General features: G+C 67.2%; 15 protein-coding genes and 1 pseudogene. 2 read left to right on the forward strand and 14 right to left on the reverse strand.

All coding sequences use genetic code 11. The features are described from left to right. Positions 1 to 44: 44 nt before the first annotated feature. The 12 genes from ftsX to prfB form a co-directional block, all read right to left on the reverse strand. A complete protein-coding gene (ftsX, locus tag AC5RVS_RS14560) occupies positions 45 to 959 on the reverse strand; it encodes a permease-like cell division protein FtsX (protein ID WP_493989193.1) in 915 nt (304 codons plus the stop codon). Continuing rightward, positions 956 to 1,657, reverse strand: coding sequence for a cell division ATP-binding protein FtsE (gene ftsE, locus AC5RVS_RS14565; RefSeq protein ID WP_493979073.1), 702 nt, complete (start codon positions 1,655 to 1,657; stop codon positions 956 to 958). Before ftsE ends, ftsX begins: the two co-directional genes overlap by 4 nt. An 88-nt stretch (positions 1,658 to 1,745) precedes the next feature. Beyond that, positions 1,746 to 2,729, reverse strand: a complete 984-nt coding sequence (locus AC5RVS_RS14570) for an alpha/beta fold hydrolase (protein ID WP_494108663.1) — start codon at positions 2,727 to 2,729, stop codon at positions 1,746 to 1,748. Next, complete coding sequence (locus tag AC5RVS_RS14575) at positions 2,726 to 3,478, reverse strand: 3-hydroxybutyrate dehydrogenase (protein ID WP_494108664.1); 753 nt, start codon at positions 3,476 to 3,478, stop codon at positions 2,726 to 2,728. The genes AC5RVS_RS14570 and AC5RVS_RS14575 overlap by 4 nt, the downstream gene beginning before the upstream one ends. Then, positions 3,471 to 4,112: a TetR/AcrR family transcriptional regulator gene (locus AC5RVS_RS14580; protein ID WP_493989190.1), complete on the reverse strand. Its 642-nt coding sequence runs from the start codon at positions 4,110 to 4,112 to the stop codon at positions 3,471 to 3,473. Before AC5RVS_RS14580 ends, AC5RVS_RS14575 begins: the two co-directional genes overlap by 8 nt. Continuing rightward, the gene (locus AC5RVS_RS14585) at positions 4,109 to 5,704 is read right to left on the reverse strand and encodes a class I adenylate-forming enzyme family protein (protein WP_494108665.1); all 1,596 of its coding nucleotides are present in this window, start codon (positions 5,702 to 5,704) and stop codon (positions 4,109 to 4,111) included. Before AC5RVS_RS14585 ends, AC5RVS_RS14580 begins: the two co-directional genes overlap by 4 nt. Beyond that, entirely contained in the window at positions 5,701 to 6,930 is a 1,230-nt protein-coding gene (locus AC5RVS_RS14590; RefSeq protein WP_494108666.1) for a branched-chain amino acid ABC transporter permease, read from the reverse strand. The genes AC5RVS_RS14585 and AC5RVS_RS14590 overlap by 4 nt, the downstream gene beginning before the upstream one ends. After that, positions 6,927 to 7,802, reverse strand: a complete 876-nt coding sequence (locus AC5RVS_RS14595; RefSeq protein ID WP_494000186.1) for a branched-chain amino acid ABC transporter permease — start codon at positions 7,800 to 7,802, stop codon at positions 6,927 to 6,929. The genes AC5RVS_RS14590 and AC5RVS_RS14595 overlap by 4 nt, the downstream gene beginning before the upstream one ends. Continuing rightward, positions 7,799 to 8,728 (reverse strand): ABC transporter ATP-binding protein, encoded by a 930-nt coding sequence (locus tag AC5RVS_RS14600; RefSeq protein ID WP_494108667.1) that lies wholly within the window; start codon positions 8,726 to 8,728, stop codon positions 7,799 to 7,801. The genes AC5RVS_RS14595 and AC5RVS_RS14600 overlap by 4 nt, the downstream gene beginning before the upstream one ends. Further along, positions 8,725 to 9,489: an ABC transporter ATP-binding protein gene (locus AC5RVS_RS14605; RefSeq protein WP_494108695.1), complete on the reverse strand. Its 765-nt coding sequence runs from the start codon at positions 9,487 to 9,489 to the stop codon at positions 8,725 to 8,727. The genes AC5RVS_RS14600 and AC5RVS_RS14605 overlap by 4 nt, the downstream gene beginning before the upstream one ends. A gap of 111 nt (positions 9,490 to 9,600) precedes the next feature. Next, complete coding sequence (locus AC5RVS_RS14610; RefSeq protein ID WP_494108696.1) at positions 9,601 to 10,806, reverse strand: substrate-binding domain-containing protein; 1,206 nt, start codon at positions 10,804 to 10,806, stop codon at positions 9,601 to 9,603. 259 nt (positions 10,807 to 11,065) lie between these two features. After that, positions 11,066 to 12,184 (reverse strand): peptide chain release factor 2, encoded by a 1,119-nt coding sequence (gene prfB, locus AC5RVS_RS14615; protein WP_494108668.1) that lies wholly within the window; start codon positions 12,182 to 12,184, stop codon positions 11,066 to 11,068. A 293-nt stretch (positions 12,185 to 12,477) separates the two neighbouring features. Between prfB and AC5RVS_RS14620 the strand changes: the two genes are divergently transcribed. Continuing rightward, positions 12,478 to 13,821: a S8 family peptidase gene (locus AC5RVS_RS14620; protein ID WP_494108669.1), complete on the forward strand. Its 1,344-nt coding sequence runs from the start codon at positions 12,478 to 12,480 to the stop codon at positions 13,819 to 13,821. 136 nt (positions 13,822 to 13,957) lie between these two features. Here the strand turns inward: AC5RVS_RS14620 and AC5RVS_RS14625 are convergent. Next, positions 13,958 to 14,053: pseudogene (locus tag AC5RVS_RS14625) on the reverse strand (ATPase, T2SS/T4P/T4SS family); the annotation flags it as partial. 212 nt (positions 14,054 to 14,265) lie between these two features. After that, the gene (locus AC5RVS_RS14630; protein ID WP_494108670.1) at positions 14,266 to 15,285 is read right to left on the reverse strand and encodes a carbon-nitrogen hydrolase family protein; all 1,020 of its coding nucleotides are present in this window, start codon (positions 15,283 to 15,285) and stop codon (positions 14,266 to 14,268) included. 185 nt (positions 15,286 to 15,470) lie between these two features. Here AC5RVS_RS14630 and AC5RVS_RS14635 point away from each other — a divergent pair, with 185 nt between their 5' ends. Then, positions 15,471 to 16,388, forward strand: coding sequence for an AraC-like ligand-binding domain-containing protein (locus tag AC5RVS_RS14635; protein ID WP_494108671.1), 918 nt, complete (start codon positions 15,471 to 15,473; stop codon positions 16,386 to 16,388). Positions 16,389 to 16,480: the final 92 nt, after the last annotated feature.

Below are 16,480 nucleotides of genomic sequence, written 5' to 3' on the forward strand. Positions count from 1 at the left end.
CAGCCTGGCTCCCCAATGTCAAGTTCTGTGCACGTGTCATGAGTCTAGACCTTAAGGTAGCGGCGCAGGGTCAAAAGGGACGATATTCCGGCCAGGACGGCGCCCAGCAGCACCAGCGCGGGACCGATCACCAGCATGGTGCTGGAGGAAATGAAGGCCGTGTCGGGGTACTGGCTGGCCAGCCAGTCGCCGATGAAGAAGTGCGCCACGGCCCACAGGGTGACCGAGGCCAGCAGTGCCCCGAGCACGGCGGCGATCACCCCTTCCAGCACAAAGGGCAGCTGGATCACGGCCTTGGAGGCGCCGACCAGCCGCATGATGCCGGTTTCCCGGCGACGGCTGAAGGCGGAAAGCCTGATGGTGGTGGCGATCAGCAGGATGGCGCAGACGATCATCACGACGGCGATGCCCACCGCCACGAGCGAGGCGATGTTCATGACGCTGAAGACCTTTTCCAGGATCTCGCGCTGGTCCACCACTACTTCGACGCCGGGCAGCGAGGAGAAGATCTCGTTGATGACCTCGTACTTCTGCGGATCCACCAGCGAGACGCGGAAGGACTCCGGCAGCTGGTCGGCCGTCACCGAGTCCACGATCGGGGAGTTCGCGAACTGGTCGCGGAAGTGGCCCAGCGCATCGTCCTGCGACTCGTACAGGTAGGTGTCCACGTACTGTTCCACGGCCGGACTGGTCAGCGTGGCCTCGATTTCCGCACGCTGCTCGTCGGTCACGGGGCCGGCCGCGCAGCTTGCCGTCGTCGAGGTGTCAACGCACAGGAAGATGGCCACCTGGACCTTGTCGTACCAGTAGCCCTTCATCTGGTTGATCTGCATCTGCAGCATGCCGGCCGCGCCCACGAAGCTGAGCGAAATGAAGGTCACCAGCACCACGGAGACCACCATGGACAGGTTGCGGCGCAGGCCGGAACCGATTTCGCCGAGGATAAAAGCCAGTCTCATTTGGCCTCCTCCGGTTCGCCCAGGTAGATGCCTTCGGACTGGTCGCGGACCAGGACGCCGTCGCGCAGCTCGATCACGCGCTTGCGCATTTCGTTCACGATCACGTTGTCGTGCGTGGCCATCACCACGGTGGTGCCGTTCTGGTTGATCCGGTCCAGCACCTTCATGATCCCCAACGAGGTGGTCGGATCCAGGTTGCCGGTGGGTTCGTCGGCCAGCAGGATCCCGGGCTTGTTCACGACGGCGCGTGCGATGGCGACGCGCTGCTGCTCGCCGCCGGAAAGCTCGTGCGGCATGCGGTGGTCTTTGCCTTCCAGGCCCACGGTCTTGAGCACCTCGGGCACCGTCTCGCGGATGACCGCCCGGCTGCGTCCGATCACCTGCATGGCGAACGCCACGTTGGCGAAGACAGTCTTGTTGGGCAGCAGCCGGAAATCCTGGAACACGACGCCGATGCCGCGGCGCAGCTTGGGCACGCGCCAGCTGGGAATGTTGGCTACATTCTGGCCGGCGACGTAGACCGAGCCACGGGTGGCGCGGTCTTCTTTCAGGACCAGGCGGATGAACGTGGATTTCCCGGACCCGGACGAGCCGACCAAGAACGCGAAGTCGCCGCGGTCGATTTCCAGACTGATCTTGTCCAGGGCCGGACGAGAGTTCTGGTCGTAGATCTTGGTGACGTTATCGAATCGAATCATGACTACTTTGTGCCTCAGGCCGAGGACGAGGGCTTGTGCTTGGGGGAAGAAACCTCAGCCTTTCGACTATAGGCACGCAGTCTTGAGTTTATCCTGCAGCTCCGCCGGTGTGTCGTTTCACCTGTCCGGCCGCTTGGTTGGCAGCCTGTCCGGCCGCTTGGTTGGCCGCCCGGCCGGCCAGGGCGTCGCGGACGGCCTCCGCCACCGCCGCCGCTCCGGGGCGGTCCATGACGATGGTGTAGTGGTTGGTTTCGGCCACCTCGCGGACCCGCAGGGCGGGCAGCCGCCGCGCCCAGCCGTCCACGTATCCGGGGGTGTAGAGGCCCGCGTCTTCGTTCAGCAGTCCGCGCGGGGCCCGCATCAGCACCGCCGGGACATCGAGTGATTCCAGCGCGTCCATCAGGACGGCGCCGCTGTTCAGGTCGGCGGTGTCGCGAGCCATCGCCTCGTAATTCGTCGCCGGCCGCAACAGCGGCGGCTCGCCGGCGAGGTCGTAGTCCACGTAGTCCTCCACCAGCGCGTTCCAATGCTCGGCGAAGGCCGGGTGCACCCGCCAGAAGTCCCGATAGGCTTCCCGGCTGGGGAACGTCGCGGCCAGCCGTTCGGCCGCCGGGCCCAGCACCGACTGGATGACCTCCTCGTCGCTGAGCCCGGCCGGCACCTGCAGCGGCAGCCCGCCGTCCACGAGCACCAGGGACTCCACCAACCGCGGGTGGCGCCGGGCCAGCACCACGGAGGCGAAGGCCCCCATGGAATGGCCGACGACGACGGCGCGGCCCACGCCGTGCGCCGCGAGCACCTCCGCGAGGTCGTCGGCATGCGCGGCCATCCCGAACGGGCCGGGCAGCCCATTGCTGCGCCCGCGTCCGCGCAGGTCCGGGGCGATCACCCGCACGCCGTCGAGCTCCTGCGCCAGCAGGCCCCACGTGCGGTGCGAGGCCGTCACCCCGTGCACGGCCAGGATGGCCGGTGCCTGCGCGTCCCGGGGTCCCCACACGCCGGTGCGCAGGCTGCCGCCGCGGACGGGGACGTCCAGTGCGGCGTAAGGCAGGGCCGCCGGTTCGGCGCTCATCGGCTGGACCATCCGCCGTCCATCGTGTAGGACGCGCCGGTGACCATGCCGGCGTCGGGGCCGGCGAGCCAGCACACCAGCGAGGCCACTTCGTGCGGCTCGACCAGGCGCTTGACGGCGCTCTCGGTGAGCATCACCTTGGCGACCACTTCTTCCGCCGGCAGTTGGTGCATCCGGGCCTGGTCTGCAATCTGCTTCTCGACCAGCGGCGTCTTGACGTAACCGGGATTGATGCAGTTGCTGGTCACGCCGTGCGCGCCGCCCTCCAGCGCGGTGACCTTCGAGAGGCCTTCCAGGCCGTGTTTGGCGGAGACGTACGCGGATTTGTAAGCGGAGGCCCGCAGCCCGTGCACCGAGGAGACGTTGATGATCCGGCCGAAACCGCGCTGGTACATGCCCGGCAGCGCCGCGCGGATCAGCAGGAACGGGGATTCGAGCATCAACCGGAGCATCAGCCGGAAGGCCTCCGGATCGAACTCCTCGATCGGGTTGATCCGCTGGATCCCGGCATTGTTGACCAGGATGTCGGTGTCCACCGCGGCCGTTTCCAGCGCCCGGGTGTCGCTGAGGTCCACCTGCCACGGGACGCCGCCGATCTCCTGCGCCACCCGTTCGGCGGACGCGCCGTCCAGGTCGGCGACGGTGACCTTCGCGCCGCGGTCGGCCAGGGCCCGCGCGCAGGCCTCGCCGATGCCGCTGGCCCCGCCGGTCACCATGGCGCTGCGGCCCGTCAGAGTCTTGTCAGCCATGGGTGGGTCCTTCCGTCGTCTGCTGTCCGGGCGCCAGCGCCCGCTCAATGAACTGCATCATTTCTTCGAATACGTGGTCGGGCACTTCCCGCGGGACCGGCTGCGCACCGGCGTCGTCCTCCCAGAGCACCCAGCGCATGCCGATCAGTTCGCCGATGCCCATCAGCGCCCACGCCGCGACGTCCGGGTCCATCGGACGGACCTCGCCGGTGGCCTGCGCCGCCTTCAGTCCCTCAATGTAGCCGTTGACGATGCGCGTGTAGTGCATCCGCAGGGCGCCGGGCGACACGAACTCCGCCTGCCGGATGATCCGATAGAGCGCGGGGTGTTCGGCGGTGAAGCGGAAGAACGCCTTGAACCCGGCCCGCTCGGCCTCCAGCCGGTTCTCCGCCGACTTGGCCGCCTCGGTCATCGCATGGCGCACCCGCCGGTTGAGGTCCTCGACGACCTCGTCGAAGATGGCCTGCTTGCCCTGGAAGTAGAGGTAGAAGGTGCCCAGCCCGACGTCGGCCTGCTCGGTGATCTTGACGATCGAGGCGTCGTGGTAGCCCACCGACGCAAACACCGCTTCCGCCGCCTCCAGCAGCTTGGCCCGCGTCCGGGTACCCCGGGCGGTGCGTGGTGCAGCGCTCATGATTCCTGCTCCGATCCTGCAGTCAGCGGGTGGCGGCCGGGGCGGCCGGCGGCCTCCCGCAGCCTCCCCCGGACCACCTTGTTCAATGCCGTGCGCGGCAGCGCGGGAACAAAGGCGAAACGGCCGGGGACCTTGAAGGCGGCCAGCTGCGCCCTGCAGTGTTCGGCCAGCTCCTCGGCATCGGTGATCCGGCCCGGCCGGACCACCACGTAGGCCAGCCCGGTCTCGCCCCAGCGTTCGTCGGGAACCCCGACGACGGCGGCCTCGGCCACTGCCGGGTGCGAGAGCAGGACCTGCTCCACCTGGGCCGGGGCCACGTTCTCGCCGCCGGAGATGTAGAGGTCCTTGATCCGGTCCACGATGCGGAAAAAGCCGTCCGCCGTGCGTTCCACCAGGTCGCCGGTGCGCAGCCAGCCGCCGGCGAGCGCCGCCGCGGTGGCCTCCGGGTTCCGGAAGTAGCCGGCGAACACGCCCGGTCCCGAGACCAGCAGCTCACCGGTGGCCGCGCCGTCGAGGATCTGGCCGGTGACCGGGTCCGCCACGGCCACGCTGACGTGCGGGTAGGGCTTGCCCGCGTAGCCGATCATGGAGGCCGCGTCTTCGTTGGGCAGGCAGAGCACGTTGGGCGAGGCTTCGGTCAGGCCGTAGCCCTGGCTCAGGGCCACCCCCCGCTTGTGCCAGATCCGCAGCAGCGGCGCGGGCATGGACGCCCCGCCCACGATGGCGTGCTGCAGGCTGGACAGGTCGGCGGACGCGAAACCGGGGTGCTCGGCCAGCATGGCGTACTGGGTGGGGACGCCCATCATGGTGGTGACCCTGCGCTCGGCGATCAGCTGCAGCATCCGGCCCGCGTCGAACGTTCGCTCCAGCACCACCGTGGCGCCGGTCCACCAGCCCAGCAGCGGCTGGATGTTCCAGCCGCCCACATGGAACTGCGGCAATGCGGCCAGCACCACGTCGGAACTGGAGAGCTCCATGGTCCGCGACAGCGAGAGGTTGGTCCAGAAGCAATTGGCGTGGGTCAGGATGGCCGCCTTGCTCGGCCCCTCGGTACCGGAGGTGAAAATCATCAGCAGGGCATCGTCGTCGCGCACTTCCCGCTGCACGGGTGCAACGGCGCTGGCCAGCCGCCGGGTAGGGCAGGGCACGTGCCGCTCCACTCCCGAGGGCCCCAACGCCGCCGTGCGCGGCGGCAGCGGGAGCATCGTGGCGGCCGCCGCGGCCAGCGCATCGAATTCATCCTCCACCAGCAGCAGCGCCGGGTCGGCCAGCTGCAGCTGCTCGGCGATCTCCCCTGGAGACAGCCGCCAGGACAGCGGGACCAGCACGAGGCCGGCCTTGGCGCAGGCGAAGAACAGCACCACGTGGTCCGCGGAGTTGCCGGTCAGGGTGGCGATCCGGTCCCCCACGCCGTAGCCCGCGGCGCGCAGCTTCGCGGCGAGGGCGACGGCCCGGGCATCGAGGTCGCGGTAGCGCAGGCTGACCCCACGGTCGTCAATCGCCACCCGGTCGGGGGTGGACACCGCACGGTCGGCGGTCCAGCGGCCGAGGGTATGGAGACCGCCGGCTGGCGGATGGGGGTGCAGGTTCACTCGGCTTTCTCCAGGATTTCGCGCTGCCGGGCGGCTGCCTGGCGGCGCTGGCCGCGGCTGAGGGTGGCCCTCTGCACCGCGCCGGTGATGCCGCCGGGCAGGAACAGGACCACCAGGATGAACAGTGTACCGAGGATGAACAGCGGCTCCGAGAGCGGGATCCGCAGGATGTCCGGCAGGTTGGCAATGGCCTCCGACTGCGCCAGCGCGGTCAGCCGCTGGTCCAGCAGCGTGTAGAAGACGCCGCCGATGACCGCTCCCCAGCGCGAGCCCACGCCGCCGAGCACCACCATGACCAGCAGGGTGATGGTGAAGTCGGCCGAGAGGCTGCGCGGGACGGCACCGGACTGCAGCAACAGGTAGACCATGCCCACCGCCGAAGCCAGCACGCCGCCGACCACGAACACCAGCAGCTTGACCAGATAGGGCTGCAGCCCGATGACCCGCACGCGCAGCTCGTTCTCCCGGACCGCCGCGGCCACATGGCCGGCCCGGCTGAACTGCACCCAGCTGACGACGGCGAAGACCACCAGCAGCACGATCAGCGCCAGCCAGTACAGGTTGCGGGTGTTGGCCACGCCCAGCAGGGCCTCGGGCAGGTTCTCCGTGGCCAGGGTCAGGCCCTCTTCACCGCCGGTGGCCTGGCCAGGGTTGCGGCCCACCAGCAGGTGGCCGGCCTCCGCGAAGGCCAGGGTGACCATGGCGAACGGGATGCCCGTCACGCGCAGGCCGACCGCACCGACCACGTGGGCCAGCACGATGACCAGCAGCAGCGTCAGGCCCATGGCCGGCAACAGCGGGAGGTCGAACGTGTCCAGGATGACGCCGAGGCCGTAGACCCCGGCGCCGAAGTACAGCGCGTGGCCGAAGGACAGCAGGCCTGTGACGCCGAGCAGCAGGTGGTAGCTGAGCGCCGCGGCGGCCATCAGCATGCACATGGCGATCAGCTGCAGCGACCCCGGGGTGTAGGTGGGCCCGGGCAGCACGCCGGGCAGGGAGAGGTTCAGCAGCGGCAGCAGGGCCAGCAGTACCACGGCCGCTCCCCCGGCGGCCCATTTGAGCAGCCCGCGGACTCCGCCGGCGGCAGCGCCGCCGTCGTCCTTGCCGTTCTGCCCGCGCCGCAGCGTCCTAGCGCCGGTGGCGCCCGGGGTCTCGGTGTGCCCGGCAGTTGCGGGGCCCGGATTCGGCTGCGCGTCCGACTGCGGGTCGGTCTTGCTGGTGGTCATGATTTCCTCCCGAGCAGGCCGGAGGGCCGGAAGAGCAGGACAAGGGCCAGGGCCACGACGACGACAAAATCCCCGGTGCCGTTGAGGTAGAAGTTCGCGAACTGCTGCAGCAGCGCCACCACCACTGACGCGATGGCCGCGCCGGTGAGCGACCCCAGGCCGCCGATCACGGTGACGATGAAGGCGAAAATCAGCAGCGACCCGCCCAGCAGCGGCGAGACGTAGCCGAAGTAGTGGCTGGCCAGCACCCCGCCCAGGCCGGCCGCGGCGCCGCCGATGGCGAAGACCAGCGTGAACGCCTTGCGGACGTCGATGCCCAGCGCGGTGACCATGGAGCGGCTTTCCACGCCGGCGCGGATGATCATGCCGTAGCGGGTGCGCTTGAGGAAGAACACCAGGCCCAGCAGCACGAACACCGCCGCGATGATGGCCACGAAGCGGTCGTTCGCGATGTCGGCGCCGAGGATTCTGGTGGTCTGGCTGAACCATTCGGGTCCGGAGATATAGACCGGGTCGGTGCCCCAGATCCCGTCGAACAGCGCGACCGACGCCAGCGAGAGGCCGACGGTGACCAGGACCTGTTCGATGTGCCGCTCGTACAGCTTGCGGATCAGCACGAACTCGGTGAAGGCGGCGAACAGGGCCCCCACGACGGCGCCCACCAGGAGGGAGCCGAGGAAGGTCCACCAGTTGTCGGCGCCGGCGCGGCGGGCCACTTCCCAGCCGGCGAACGCGCCCAGCGTCAGGAAGGAGCCGTGCGCGAAGTTCAGCACGCCCATCAGCCCGTAGATCAGGCTCAGCCCGGAGGCCACCAGGAAGTAGAGCGCGCCCAAACCCAGGCCGGTGACGGTCAGCAGGACGATGGTACTCACTTGTGCACCCCGTTCGGGTCGGTGCCGGTCTCGGCGCGGGAGGCGGCGGCGGGGGCCGCGTCCCGGCCGTGCCGGGCGCCGCCGTCGGCATCGCCGCGGTGTCCGCCGGCGGCGGGGGCGACCTCGTCGCCGTGCCCGCCTTCGGCGTGGACGCCCAGCAGCCGCTGGGTCAGGTCTTCGTTGTCCAGGAAATCCAGCGCGCTGTCGGTTGTGTGGACCACCCTCCCGCCGGACAGCACCACCGCGCCGGCGGCCAACTGGCGGACCACCTGCAGGTTCTGCTCCACCAGCAGGATCGGCACCGTTTCGGCGGCCCGCTCCAGCGTCTCGGAGACTTCCTGCACGATCTTGGGAGCCAGGCCCTTGGTCGGCTCGTCGATCAGCAGCAGCTTGTTCTCATTCAGCAGCGCACGCGCCAGCGAGACCATCTGCTGCTGCCCGCCGGAGAGCGTCCCGGCCATCTGCGAGGCGCGCTTGAGCAGGTCGGGAAAGAGTTCCTCCACCAGCTGCCGGCGCGGGGAGGCGTCCCGTTCGGCCAGCCGCAGGTTCTCCGCCACGGTCAGCTTGGAGAAGACTTCCCGGTCCTCCGGTACGTAGCCCACGCCGCGGCGGATGATCTTGTAGGTCGCTTCCTTGTCGATCCGCGTACCGTCCAGCATCACGCTGCCGCTGCGGGAGATCAGGCCGATGATGGCCTTGATGGTGCTGGTCTTGCCGACACCGTTGCGGCCCAGCAGGGCGGTGATGCCGGTGGCCGGAACGGAGAAGCTGACGTTCTCCACCACCTGCTGGCCGGCGATGTGTGCGCTGAGTCCCGCGACCTCCAGCACCGGGCGGGCGTGGCCGGCCGGCCGTGCCGCGGCCGGCGAGGTGGCCGTGGTCGTCGCGGTGGGCGCGGCCGCGCCGCGTTCCGGTTGCTGGCTCATACGGGTTCTCCCAGGTAGGCGCTCTGGACGGTTGGATTGGCCATCACCGCGTCCGGGGTGTCGATGGCCAGCAGCTTGCCGTGGTGCATGACCGCCACGCGGTCCACCAGTCCGAGGACCACTTCCATGTGGTGCTCGACCATCATCACGGTGCAGCCGCGGTCGCGGTGCATCCGGCGGATGATCGCGCTCAGCCCCGGCACGTCGCCGGAGGCCACCCCGGCCATCGGCTCGTCGAGCAGGATGACCGAGGGGTTGCCGGCCAGGAGCATGGCGATCTCCACCTTGCGCTTGTCGCCGTGGGCGAGGTCTCCGGCGGCGGTGTTCAGCTTGTCCTCCAGCCCGACCTCGGCGACGTTCTGCTTCGCGGCGGCGGTCGCGGAGTCCGTCCGCGAGGGGAACCGGAACACCGTGACGCTTCCGCCGAGGGCTGCCTGGGCCGCGAGCCGGACGTTTTCCAGCACGCTGAGCCGCGGGAACAGGCTGGACGTCTGGAATGTCCGGCCCAAGCCGGCGCGGGCGCGGCTGTGGATCGAGGCCGACGTGACGTCCTTGCCGTCGAGCGTGATGGAACCGGCCGTCGGCTTCAGGACTCCGGAGATGAGGTTGAACAAGGTGGTCTTGCCGGCACCGTTCGGTCCGATCACGCCGACCATTTCTCCGGTCGCGACGGAGAATCCGACATCCTCGAGGATGCGGGCGCCGCCGATCTGCAGGCCGAGGCCATGCACCGTGAGCGCGGGCTGATCTGGGGAGGTCATCATGTCACTTTCTGTCCGGTCGAGGACCCTGTCCGCGGTTCGGGGCGCCGCCGGGTAGGTCGGCGGCGCCCCGGAACTGCAGCAGTGCGGGCCTGCCTGTGGTTGCTGCTGCTACTTGGCTTCCGGCGGAGCCACCGCGTCGGCCGGAATCGCCTTGATCAGCTCAGGCACCCACTCGCCGTCCTTCTCCACCAGCTTGGCCTGGTACATCTCCTGCAGCAGCGCATGATCGGAGGCACGGATGGTCGTCTCGCCCTTGGGCCCTTCAAAGCTGTAGCCCTCCAGCGCCTCGACCATGGCGTCGACGTCGTTGCCGCCCTCGTTGACCGCCTGCACGATCATCTGGCCGGCGACGAAGCCGTCCGGAGTGAAGAGGTCGGCCTTCTTGCCTTCGGCTTCAACGCTTTCGATCATGGCCTTCTCCACGTCGTTGCCGGCTGCTCCCGGGAAGTAGTGGTTCAGGAAGCTGATCTTGTCCGAGGCCTTGCCGTAGGCGCCGAAGGTCGCGGCGTCGCCCAGGCCGGTCACGATCGGGGCGGCGTCGAACGCGCCCTGCTGGCTCAATGCCTGCCACATGGATCCCGACGTGGCGCCGGCCCAGGCCACGAAGACCAGATCGGGCTTGGCATCGATGAGCTGGCGGGCGAACGGCGTGAACTCGGTGGCGTCTTCGGGTACCAGCACGTCATCGACTTCGGCGCCCTGCTCGCCGAGGACGGCTTCAACGGCAGCGAGGTTGCCCTGGCCGAACGCGTTGTCCTGGCCGAACACCACGACCTTCTTGCCCTTGAGGTCGTCGACGAACGTGCCGGCCGTTGCGACGTCCTGCAGGCTCTGGCGGCCGGAGCGGAAGGTGTAGTCGTTGATGCCCTGCAGCGCGTCGGTGGCGGCCGGGCCAGAGATGTAGAGCACCTTGTTCTGCGCGGCCTGTTCGGCGAGCTTCAGCGCGATGCCGGACACCACTGTGCCGGCCAGGATCTTGTAGTCCTTGCCGATCAGGTCCTTGGCGACGTTGACCGCCTTGTCGGGGTCGCCGCCGTCGTCGTGGTAAGTCAGGTTGAGCTTGGTGCCGTTGACCTCACCGGTACCCTCGGTGGCGTAGTCGATGCCGGCCTGCAGACCCTGGTAGTAGGCCGCGCCGTAGGCGGCCAGCGGGCCGGACTCGGAATAGACGATGCCCACGTTGATGCTCTCGGGGGCATTGCCTTCCTCGCCGACCGCGCCGGCGGTGTCGCCGCCGGCGGTCGGCGCGCACGCGCTCACGGCCAGTCCGGTGACCAGCGCCGCGGCCATCAGGAACTTCTTCGTTGCCTTCACTCCGGTGCCTTTCGTTGAAAAATCTGTCAAGGAGTAACTCTGGAACTGTCTGAACCTGATGGTCAGGTCGACCAACCTGAAAGGTGATTCAGATTACGGCAAATCTATGGCGTGGCTCACAGAGGTGTCAACAGTCGCACCGGGTCGGAAGGTTACGATTCGGTTGCAGGGGGCGGAAACTCCGGGGCGGGCACACGCCTAGACGACGAAGCCCGGCCGCTCCTGGTGGAGCGGCCGGGCTTCGTGAATCAGCTGGTGGCTAGTTTTCCGCGTTGCGGTTGTTGGCGCGCCAGCGGATGCCGGCGTCGATAAAGTCGTCGATTTCGCCGTCGAACACTGCGCTGGTATTGCCGACCTCGTGTTCGGTGCGAAGATCCTTGACCATCTGGTACGGATTCAGCACGTAGGAGCGCATCTGGTCGCCCCATGACGCCTTGACGTCGCCGGCGAGCGCCTTCTTCTCGGCGTCTTGCTGCTCCTTCTTCAGCAGCAGCAGCCGGGACTGCAGCACGCGCAGCGCGGCGGCGCGGTTCTGGATCTGCGACTTCTCGTTCTGCATCGAGACTACGATCCCGGTGGGGATGTGGGTCAGCCGGACGGCGGAGTCGGTGGTGTTCACCGACTGCCCGCCCGGACCGGACGAGCGGAACACGTCCACCTTGATCTCGTTGTCCGGGATGTCGATCGAGTCGGTCTGCTCAATGAGCGGGATGACCTCGACGGCGGCGAACGAGGTCTGGCGCCGGCCCTGGTTGTCGAAGGGGCTGATTCGCACCAGGCGGTGGGTGCCGGCCTCCACGGAGAGTGTGCCGAAGGCATAGGGTGCCTTGACCTCGAACGTGGCGGACTTCAGCCCGGCCTCTTCGGCGTAGGAGGTGTCCAGCACCTGGGTCGGATAGCCATGGCGTTCCGCCCAGCGCAGGTACATCCGCATCAGCATCTCGGCAAAGTCGGCGGCATCCACGCCGCCCGCGCCGGAGCGGATGGTCACCACGGCTTCGCGCTCGTCGTACTCACCGGAGAGCAGTGTGACGACTTCGAGTTCGGAGAGCGCCTTTTTGAGCGAGGTGAGTTCGCTGGCCGCCTCGGCCATGGAGTCCTCGTCGCCGGCGTCCTCCTGGCCCAGTTCGACCAGGACTTCCAGATCGTCTATCCGTGCCGTGAGCTTTTCCAGCCGTTCCAGTTCGCTCTGCCGGTGCGAAAGCCTGGAAGTGATTTTTTGCGCCGCGGCCGGGTCGTCCCACAGATCCGGTACGCCCGCCTGCTCGCTCAGCTGGGCAATATCCTTGCGGATCGCCTCCGCGTCGGAGACGGCTTCAATGGATTCATACGTGGCGCGCAAAGCGCGGATTTCAGCGGGAAAGTCGATCTCAGCCATGGTTCTCCCAGCCTACGCCATGGCGGGGAATCCTCTATCCCGCGAAGACGGCGCCTGACAGCCCCTAGCTGAAGCGCGGGCACGTGCAATAACCTTTGGAGAGTGCGGGGTGCAGGTGCCGCGTATGGGGCTGGGGCCTGATCTAAATCCAATTATTGGGGGAGGCTGCGATGCCCAGTCAAAGTCACGGATCCGTTCGGAGCCTGCGGAAGAGGCAGAAGCCCGAAAGCCGGCACGACGGCCCGCCGCAATCACCAAAAGCGCGAAGATTCCTTGGGGCTTTCGGCGCGCTCGTGCTGGCCGCAGCAACCGTCGTCGCCGCTTCCGGCCCCGCCGCCGCGGGACCTGCCGCCGCGGGAGCCGCCGCTGGCGGGGCCGCCGCTGCGGGAGAAGAACACGGCTATACGGTCGTCCTCAAGGACAGCATCGGAAATGTCGATTCCACCGCCACGGCACACGGGGAGAAGTACGGGTTTACCCGGTCAAACACCTACGAACACGCGCTGAAGGGATACTCCGGCACCATGACGGTCTCGGAGGCGAAGCAACTCGCCGCCGACCCGGCCGTAGAATTCATTGCGCCCGAGCGGCAATTCGCGCTGCCGGAAAACGTGACCGGCGACAATAACGGAACCAGCGGCACCGAATTCCTCCCTCCCGGGTGGCTGCGGGTCGGCGGCACGCCCGAGGAGGCAGCCGAGGACGACGGGCAGATCACGGTCAACTCCGCCGTGATCGACACCGGCATCGACGGCACCCATCCGGACCTGAACGTGCGCGGCGGGGTGGACTGCTCGTCAGGCACTCCGGTCGAGGTAGCTCCCGTCGACCTGTTCGGGCACGGAACCATGGTCGCCGGAATCCTTGGCGCGAAGAATAACAACAAAGGGATCATCGGCACTGCGAGCGGCGCCCCGCTGTGGTCCGTCCGCGTTATTGCAGACGACGGCACCATCACAGAAGCCGCCATTCTCTGCGGCGCCGATTGGGTGGTCTCCACTCACACGGACGAGGACCCGGACAACGACATCAGGGTCGCCAACATCAGCCTCGGCGGCCCCGGCCAAGAGCAGGGAACCTGCGGCAACGGGGTCGATCCCCTGCACAAGATGATTTGCCAGGGTGCCGAGGAGGGGGTCGTCTGGACGGTCGCCGCCGGCAATGCAACCGCGGACTTCTCGAACACTGTTCCGGCCGCTTATGACGAGGTCCTCACCGCCACGGCCATGGCTGACTACGACGGCCGCCCCGGTGGCAAGGGAACAGCAAGCTGCAGCGGAGCGTCTTTTCCCACCCCCGACGACGAGTTCGCCTCCTTCTCCAATTTCGCCACCCAGCCTGCCGACCAGGAGCACACCGTCGCGGCCCCCGGAGTGTGCATGACCTCCACGGTCCCGGGCGACCGGTACGCCACCGCACACGGCACCAGCTTCTCCAGTCCGATCGTCGCCGGCTCGGTGGCCCGATGCCTGGAGAGCAAGGTCTGCCAAGGCGGCGGGCCGGCCGTGATAGAGCAATTCCGCGCAGTGGTCGCGGAGTACAACCACGAGAATCCCCAGTATGGGTTCATCGGTGACCCCCTGCGACCGGTCCCGGGCCGGTACTACGGATACCTGACCACCGTCATACCCTTCTAGGGACAACCAGCCAATTCGTCAGTCCCGCATCGAGGACAGGTGTATCGAAAAGCCGTCCAAATGTTGGGGTTCCAACTTTTACTAGTTGTGTACCAACTGCGGTTTGTCAGTTGTGTTTGTAGAGCTAGTTCGAGTACGAGATATTCTGCCCAGCCAGCAGTGGCAGGGTGCAAATTTTGGGGATGGCGTCGTGGGCGCTGTTGGCATGGACCGTGCACATCCCAGGCAAGCCCGGTAAATATTCAGACACAGTGCGAGGACGACGCTCCGCGGCGCTGGGCATGCGCCCAACGACCGACGGAGTGTGCCTTTGGGGGAATACTGATGCCCCTGGCATGCAGGGGCATCAGTATTATTCCTGACCGCGGTTCCTTTCCCCGAAACTTCCCGTACCCCGTCCGCTACACGTCCGGTCCCCCTTAGGGTCGGGTCGCCGGGCTCGGGTCAGGCGTCCGGCGTGCGCTGCCCTTCCGGCAGGGATTCCGGGAGCGGGGCGAAGAGTTCGCCGCTGAGTTCGCCCGGCGTCAGGACGGGCGTCTTGGGACGGTTGTCGAAGACCAAGCGTGTAACGTCGGGGCGGGCATAGTGGCCGGACGGATCGACGGAGTTCTTGGCTAGGTCGATGAGGGACAGATCCAGGTCCGCGTAGACCAAGCCTTCCTGGGTCGGGTCCAGCGGTTCGGTGAGCAGGCGCGAGTCGGGGCCATAGATCCGGGCAAATCCGCCGCCGCCGGTGTAGACAGGGGTTGGGCCGCCCTCTGCGTCAGGGAAGACTCGGGCTCCTTCATCGCTCATGATCTGGGTCGCAGTGATGACGAAGGCGCCGCCTTCCAGCGCATAAGTCTGTGTGGCCGCCATGAGGGTTTCGGGGCTCAGGGCGGCCACGTTGCCCAAGATGCCCAAGCAGGGCCAGCCGGCGACGTGGATCTGCTCATTCTGGGAATACATGGCGTACTTGGTCAGCGGCTGAATGTGTTCGAAGCAGTTCAGAGCGCCCAGCCTGCCCAGCGGGGTGTCGATAACCTTGATGCCGGAGCCGTCGCTTTCCCCGAAGAGGGTGCGTTCGGCGTGGGTAGGCTTGAGTTTGCGGCGGTGCAGCAGGATTTCGCCGTCCGGGCCAATGATGGCCTGGGACATGTAAAGCGAGCCTGCGTCCTTTTCACTGAATCCGAGGACAACGGTGATCGAATTCTCCCGCGCAGCCTCGCGGATTCGGGTCATGGCCTCGCCGTCGATGGTCACCGAGTTGGCATGGTAGCGGGCGACAAACTCCATCTGCTGATAGACCGGGTAGCTCCAAAGGAACACCGGGTAACCGGGAATCCAGGTCTCAGGAAAGGCGACCAAGTCCGCGCCACCGGTTGCGGCCTCGCTGATCAGGTCGACGGTTTTCTTTGTGGTGCCGTCGATGTCCAGCCAGACGGGCTCAGCCTGGACGGCGGCTACACGGACGTTCTTTGGCACGGGAATCTCCTGGGGTGGATGGCCTGCAAGTTGATTCAACGGTAGGCCGCACTTGGGCACCTCCATACGGCATAATCTGCGGAAAGATAGGCATTTTCTGCACAGTTTCCCGTAACATTGTGGTCTGAGTCATGGTCTTACGTTCCGGTAAAGATCCGGAAACACGGTTGCGTGAGGATGGGCTTGTGGCAGTTATTTCGGCGTCCGATGTCCGGGACTGGCAGGACATCGCCAGCAGCAGCTTCGTGCCGCTGCGCTGCCGAGGAGTTTCCGATTCGTTCTCCGCAACGGTCGATGTGCGGCACCTAAGCCCGGCGCTGTCCCTGTCCGAGGTCAAGTCCGGCAGCGTGAATGTCAGGAGAACCTCCGCGCTGGCGACCCGGAGCGAGAGCGACGATCTGCTGCTGTCCATCCAAATGGCTTCGTCCGGGCGGATTTCCCAGCACGGCCGAGACGCCATCATGACCCCGGGGACGGCCGTTCTTTACGAGACAAACCGCCCCTACGAAATCGACCACCGCCTGCCCGGCCAGCATCAGCTCATTGCCAGGGTGAAGAGGGCGGCACTTCGCCTGCCGGCAGACTCCGTTTCGGAGGCCTGCGGACGGCTGATCGGCGGCGCCGAACCGCGGCTCCGCATTTTTTCCTCCTACCTCACCTCCCTCTTCGAGGAGTCGGAACGGCTAGGTCCCGGTGCCCGCCAAGAAATGTCCGAGATCGCAGTGGACCTGCTTGCCGCGCTGCTGCGGGAAGGGGCCGGCAGTCCGCTGCGCAACAACGAGAACCTGCTGGCCGCCCTGAAATTATTCGTACGCGACAACCTGCACTCACCCGGCCTGTCCGTAGAGACTCTGGCCGAACAGCACCACGTCTCGGTCCGCGCCGTATACGACGCTTTCGCACCCACCGGCGAACCGCCGGCCGCCTTCGTCAGAAATGCACGGCTAAAGAAAGCGGCATCCCTGCTCTCCAATCCTGGGTCGGGCCGGAGGACGGTCGGCTCCATTGCCGCCGAGTGCGGCTATACCGACCCGTCAACATTCACGCGCGCCTTCCGGCGTAGATACGGCGTCGTCCCGACAAACTGGACGCCCGGGGCCTAAGGCGCGTTGCTCGCACCGTAACCTCTTCCGACAAGCACGAGGCGCCTCCGGCAGCCATCGGAATAGCCTTGTCATGTTCAAACGTGGCAGGC

The organism is Arthrobacter sp. Y3221048, assembly GCF_059092685.1.

Bases quoted from the DNA above. Each gene is read 5' to 3' on its own strand.
- ftsX (WP_493989193.1), bottom strand. From the start codon at position 959: ATGAGACTGGCTTTTATCCTCGGCGAAATCGGTTCCGGCCTGCGCCGC.
- ftsE (WP_493979073.1), bottom strand. From the start codon at position 1,657: ATGATTCGATTCGATAACGTCACCAAGATCTACGACCAGAACTCTCGT.
- AC5RVS_RS14570 (WP_494108663.1), bottom strand. From the start codon at position 2,729: ATGAGCGCCGAACCGGCGGCCCTGCCTTACGCCGCACTGGACGTCCCC.
- AC5RVS_RS14575 (WP_494108664.1), bottom strand. From the start codon at position 3,478: ATGGCTGACAAGACTCTGACGGGCCGCAGCGCCATGGTGACCGGCGGG.
- AC5RVS_RS14580 (WP_493989190.1), bottom strand. From the start codon at position 4,112: ATGAGCGCTGCACCACGCACCGCCCGGGGTACCCGGACGCGGGCCAAG.
- AC5RVS_RS14590 (WP_494108666.1), bottom strand. From the start codon at position 6,930: ATGACCACCAGCAAGACCGACCCGCAGTCGGACGCGCAGCCGAATCCG.
- AC5RVS_RS14600 (WP_494108667.1), bottom strand. From the start codon at position 8,728: ATGAGCCAGCAACCGGAACGCGGCGCGGCCGCGCCCACCGCGACGACC.
- AC5RVS_RS14605 (WP_494108695.1), bottom strand. From the start codon at position 9,489: ATGACCTCCCCAGATCAGCCCGCGCTCACGGTGCATGGCCTCGGCCTG.
- prfB (WP_494108668.1), bottom strand. From the start codon at position 12,184: ATGGCTGAGATCGACTTTCCCGCTGAAATCCGCGCTTTGCGCGCCACG.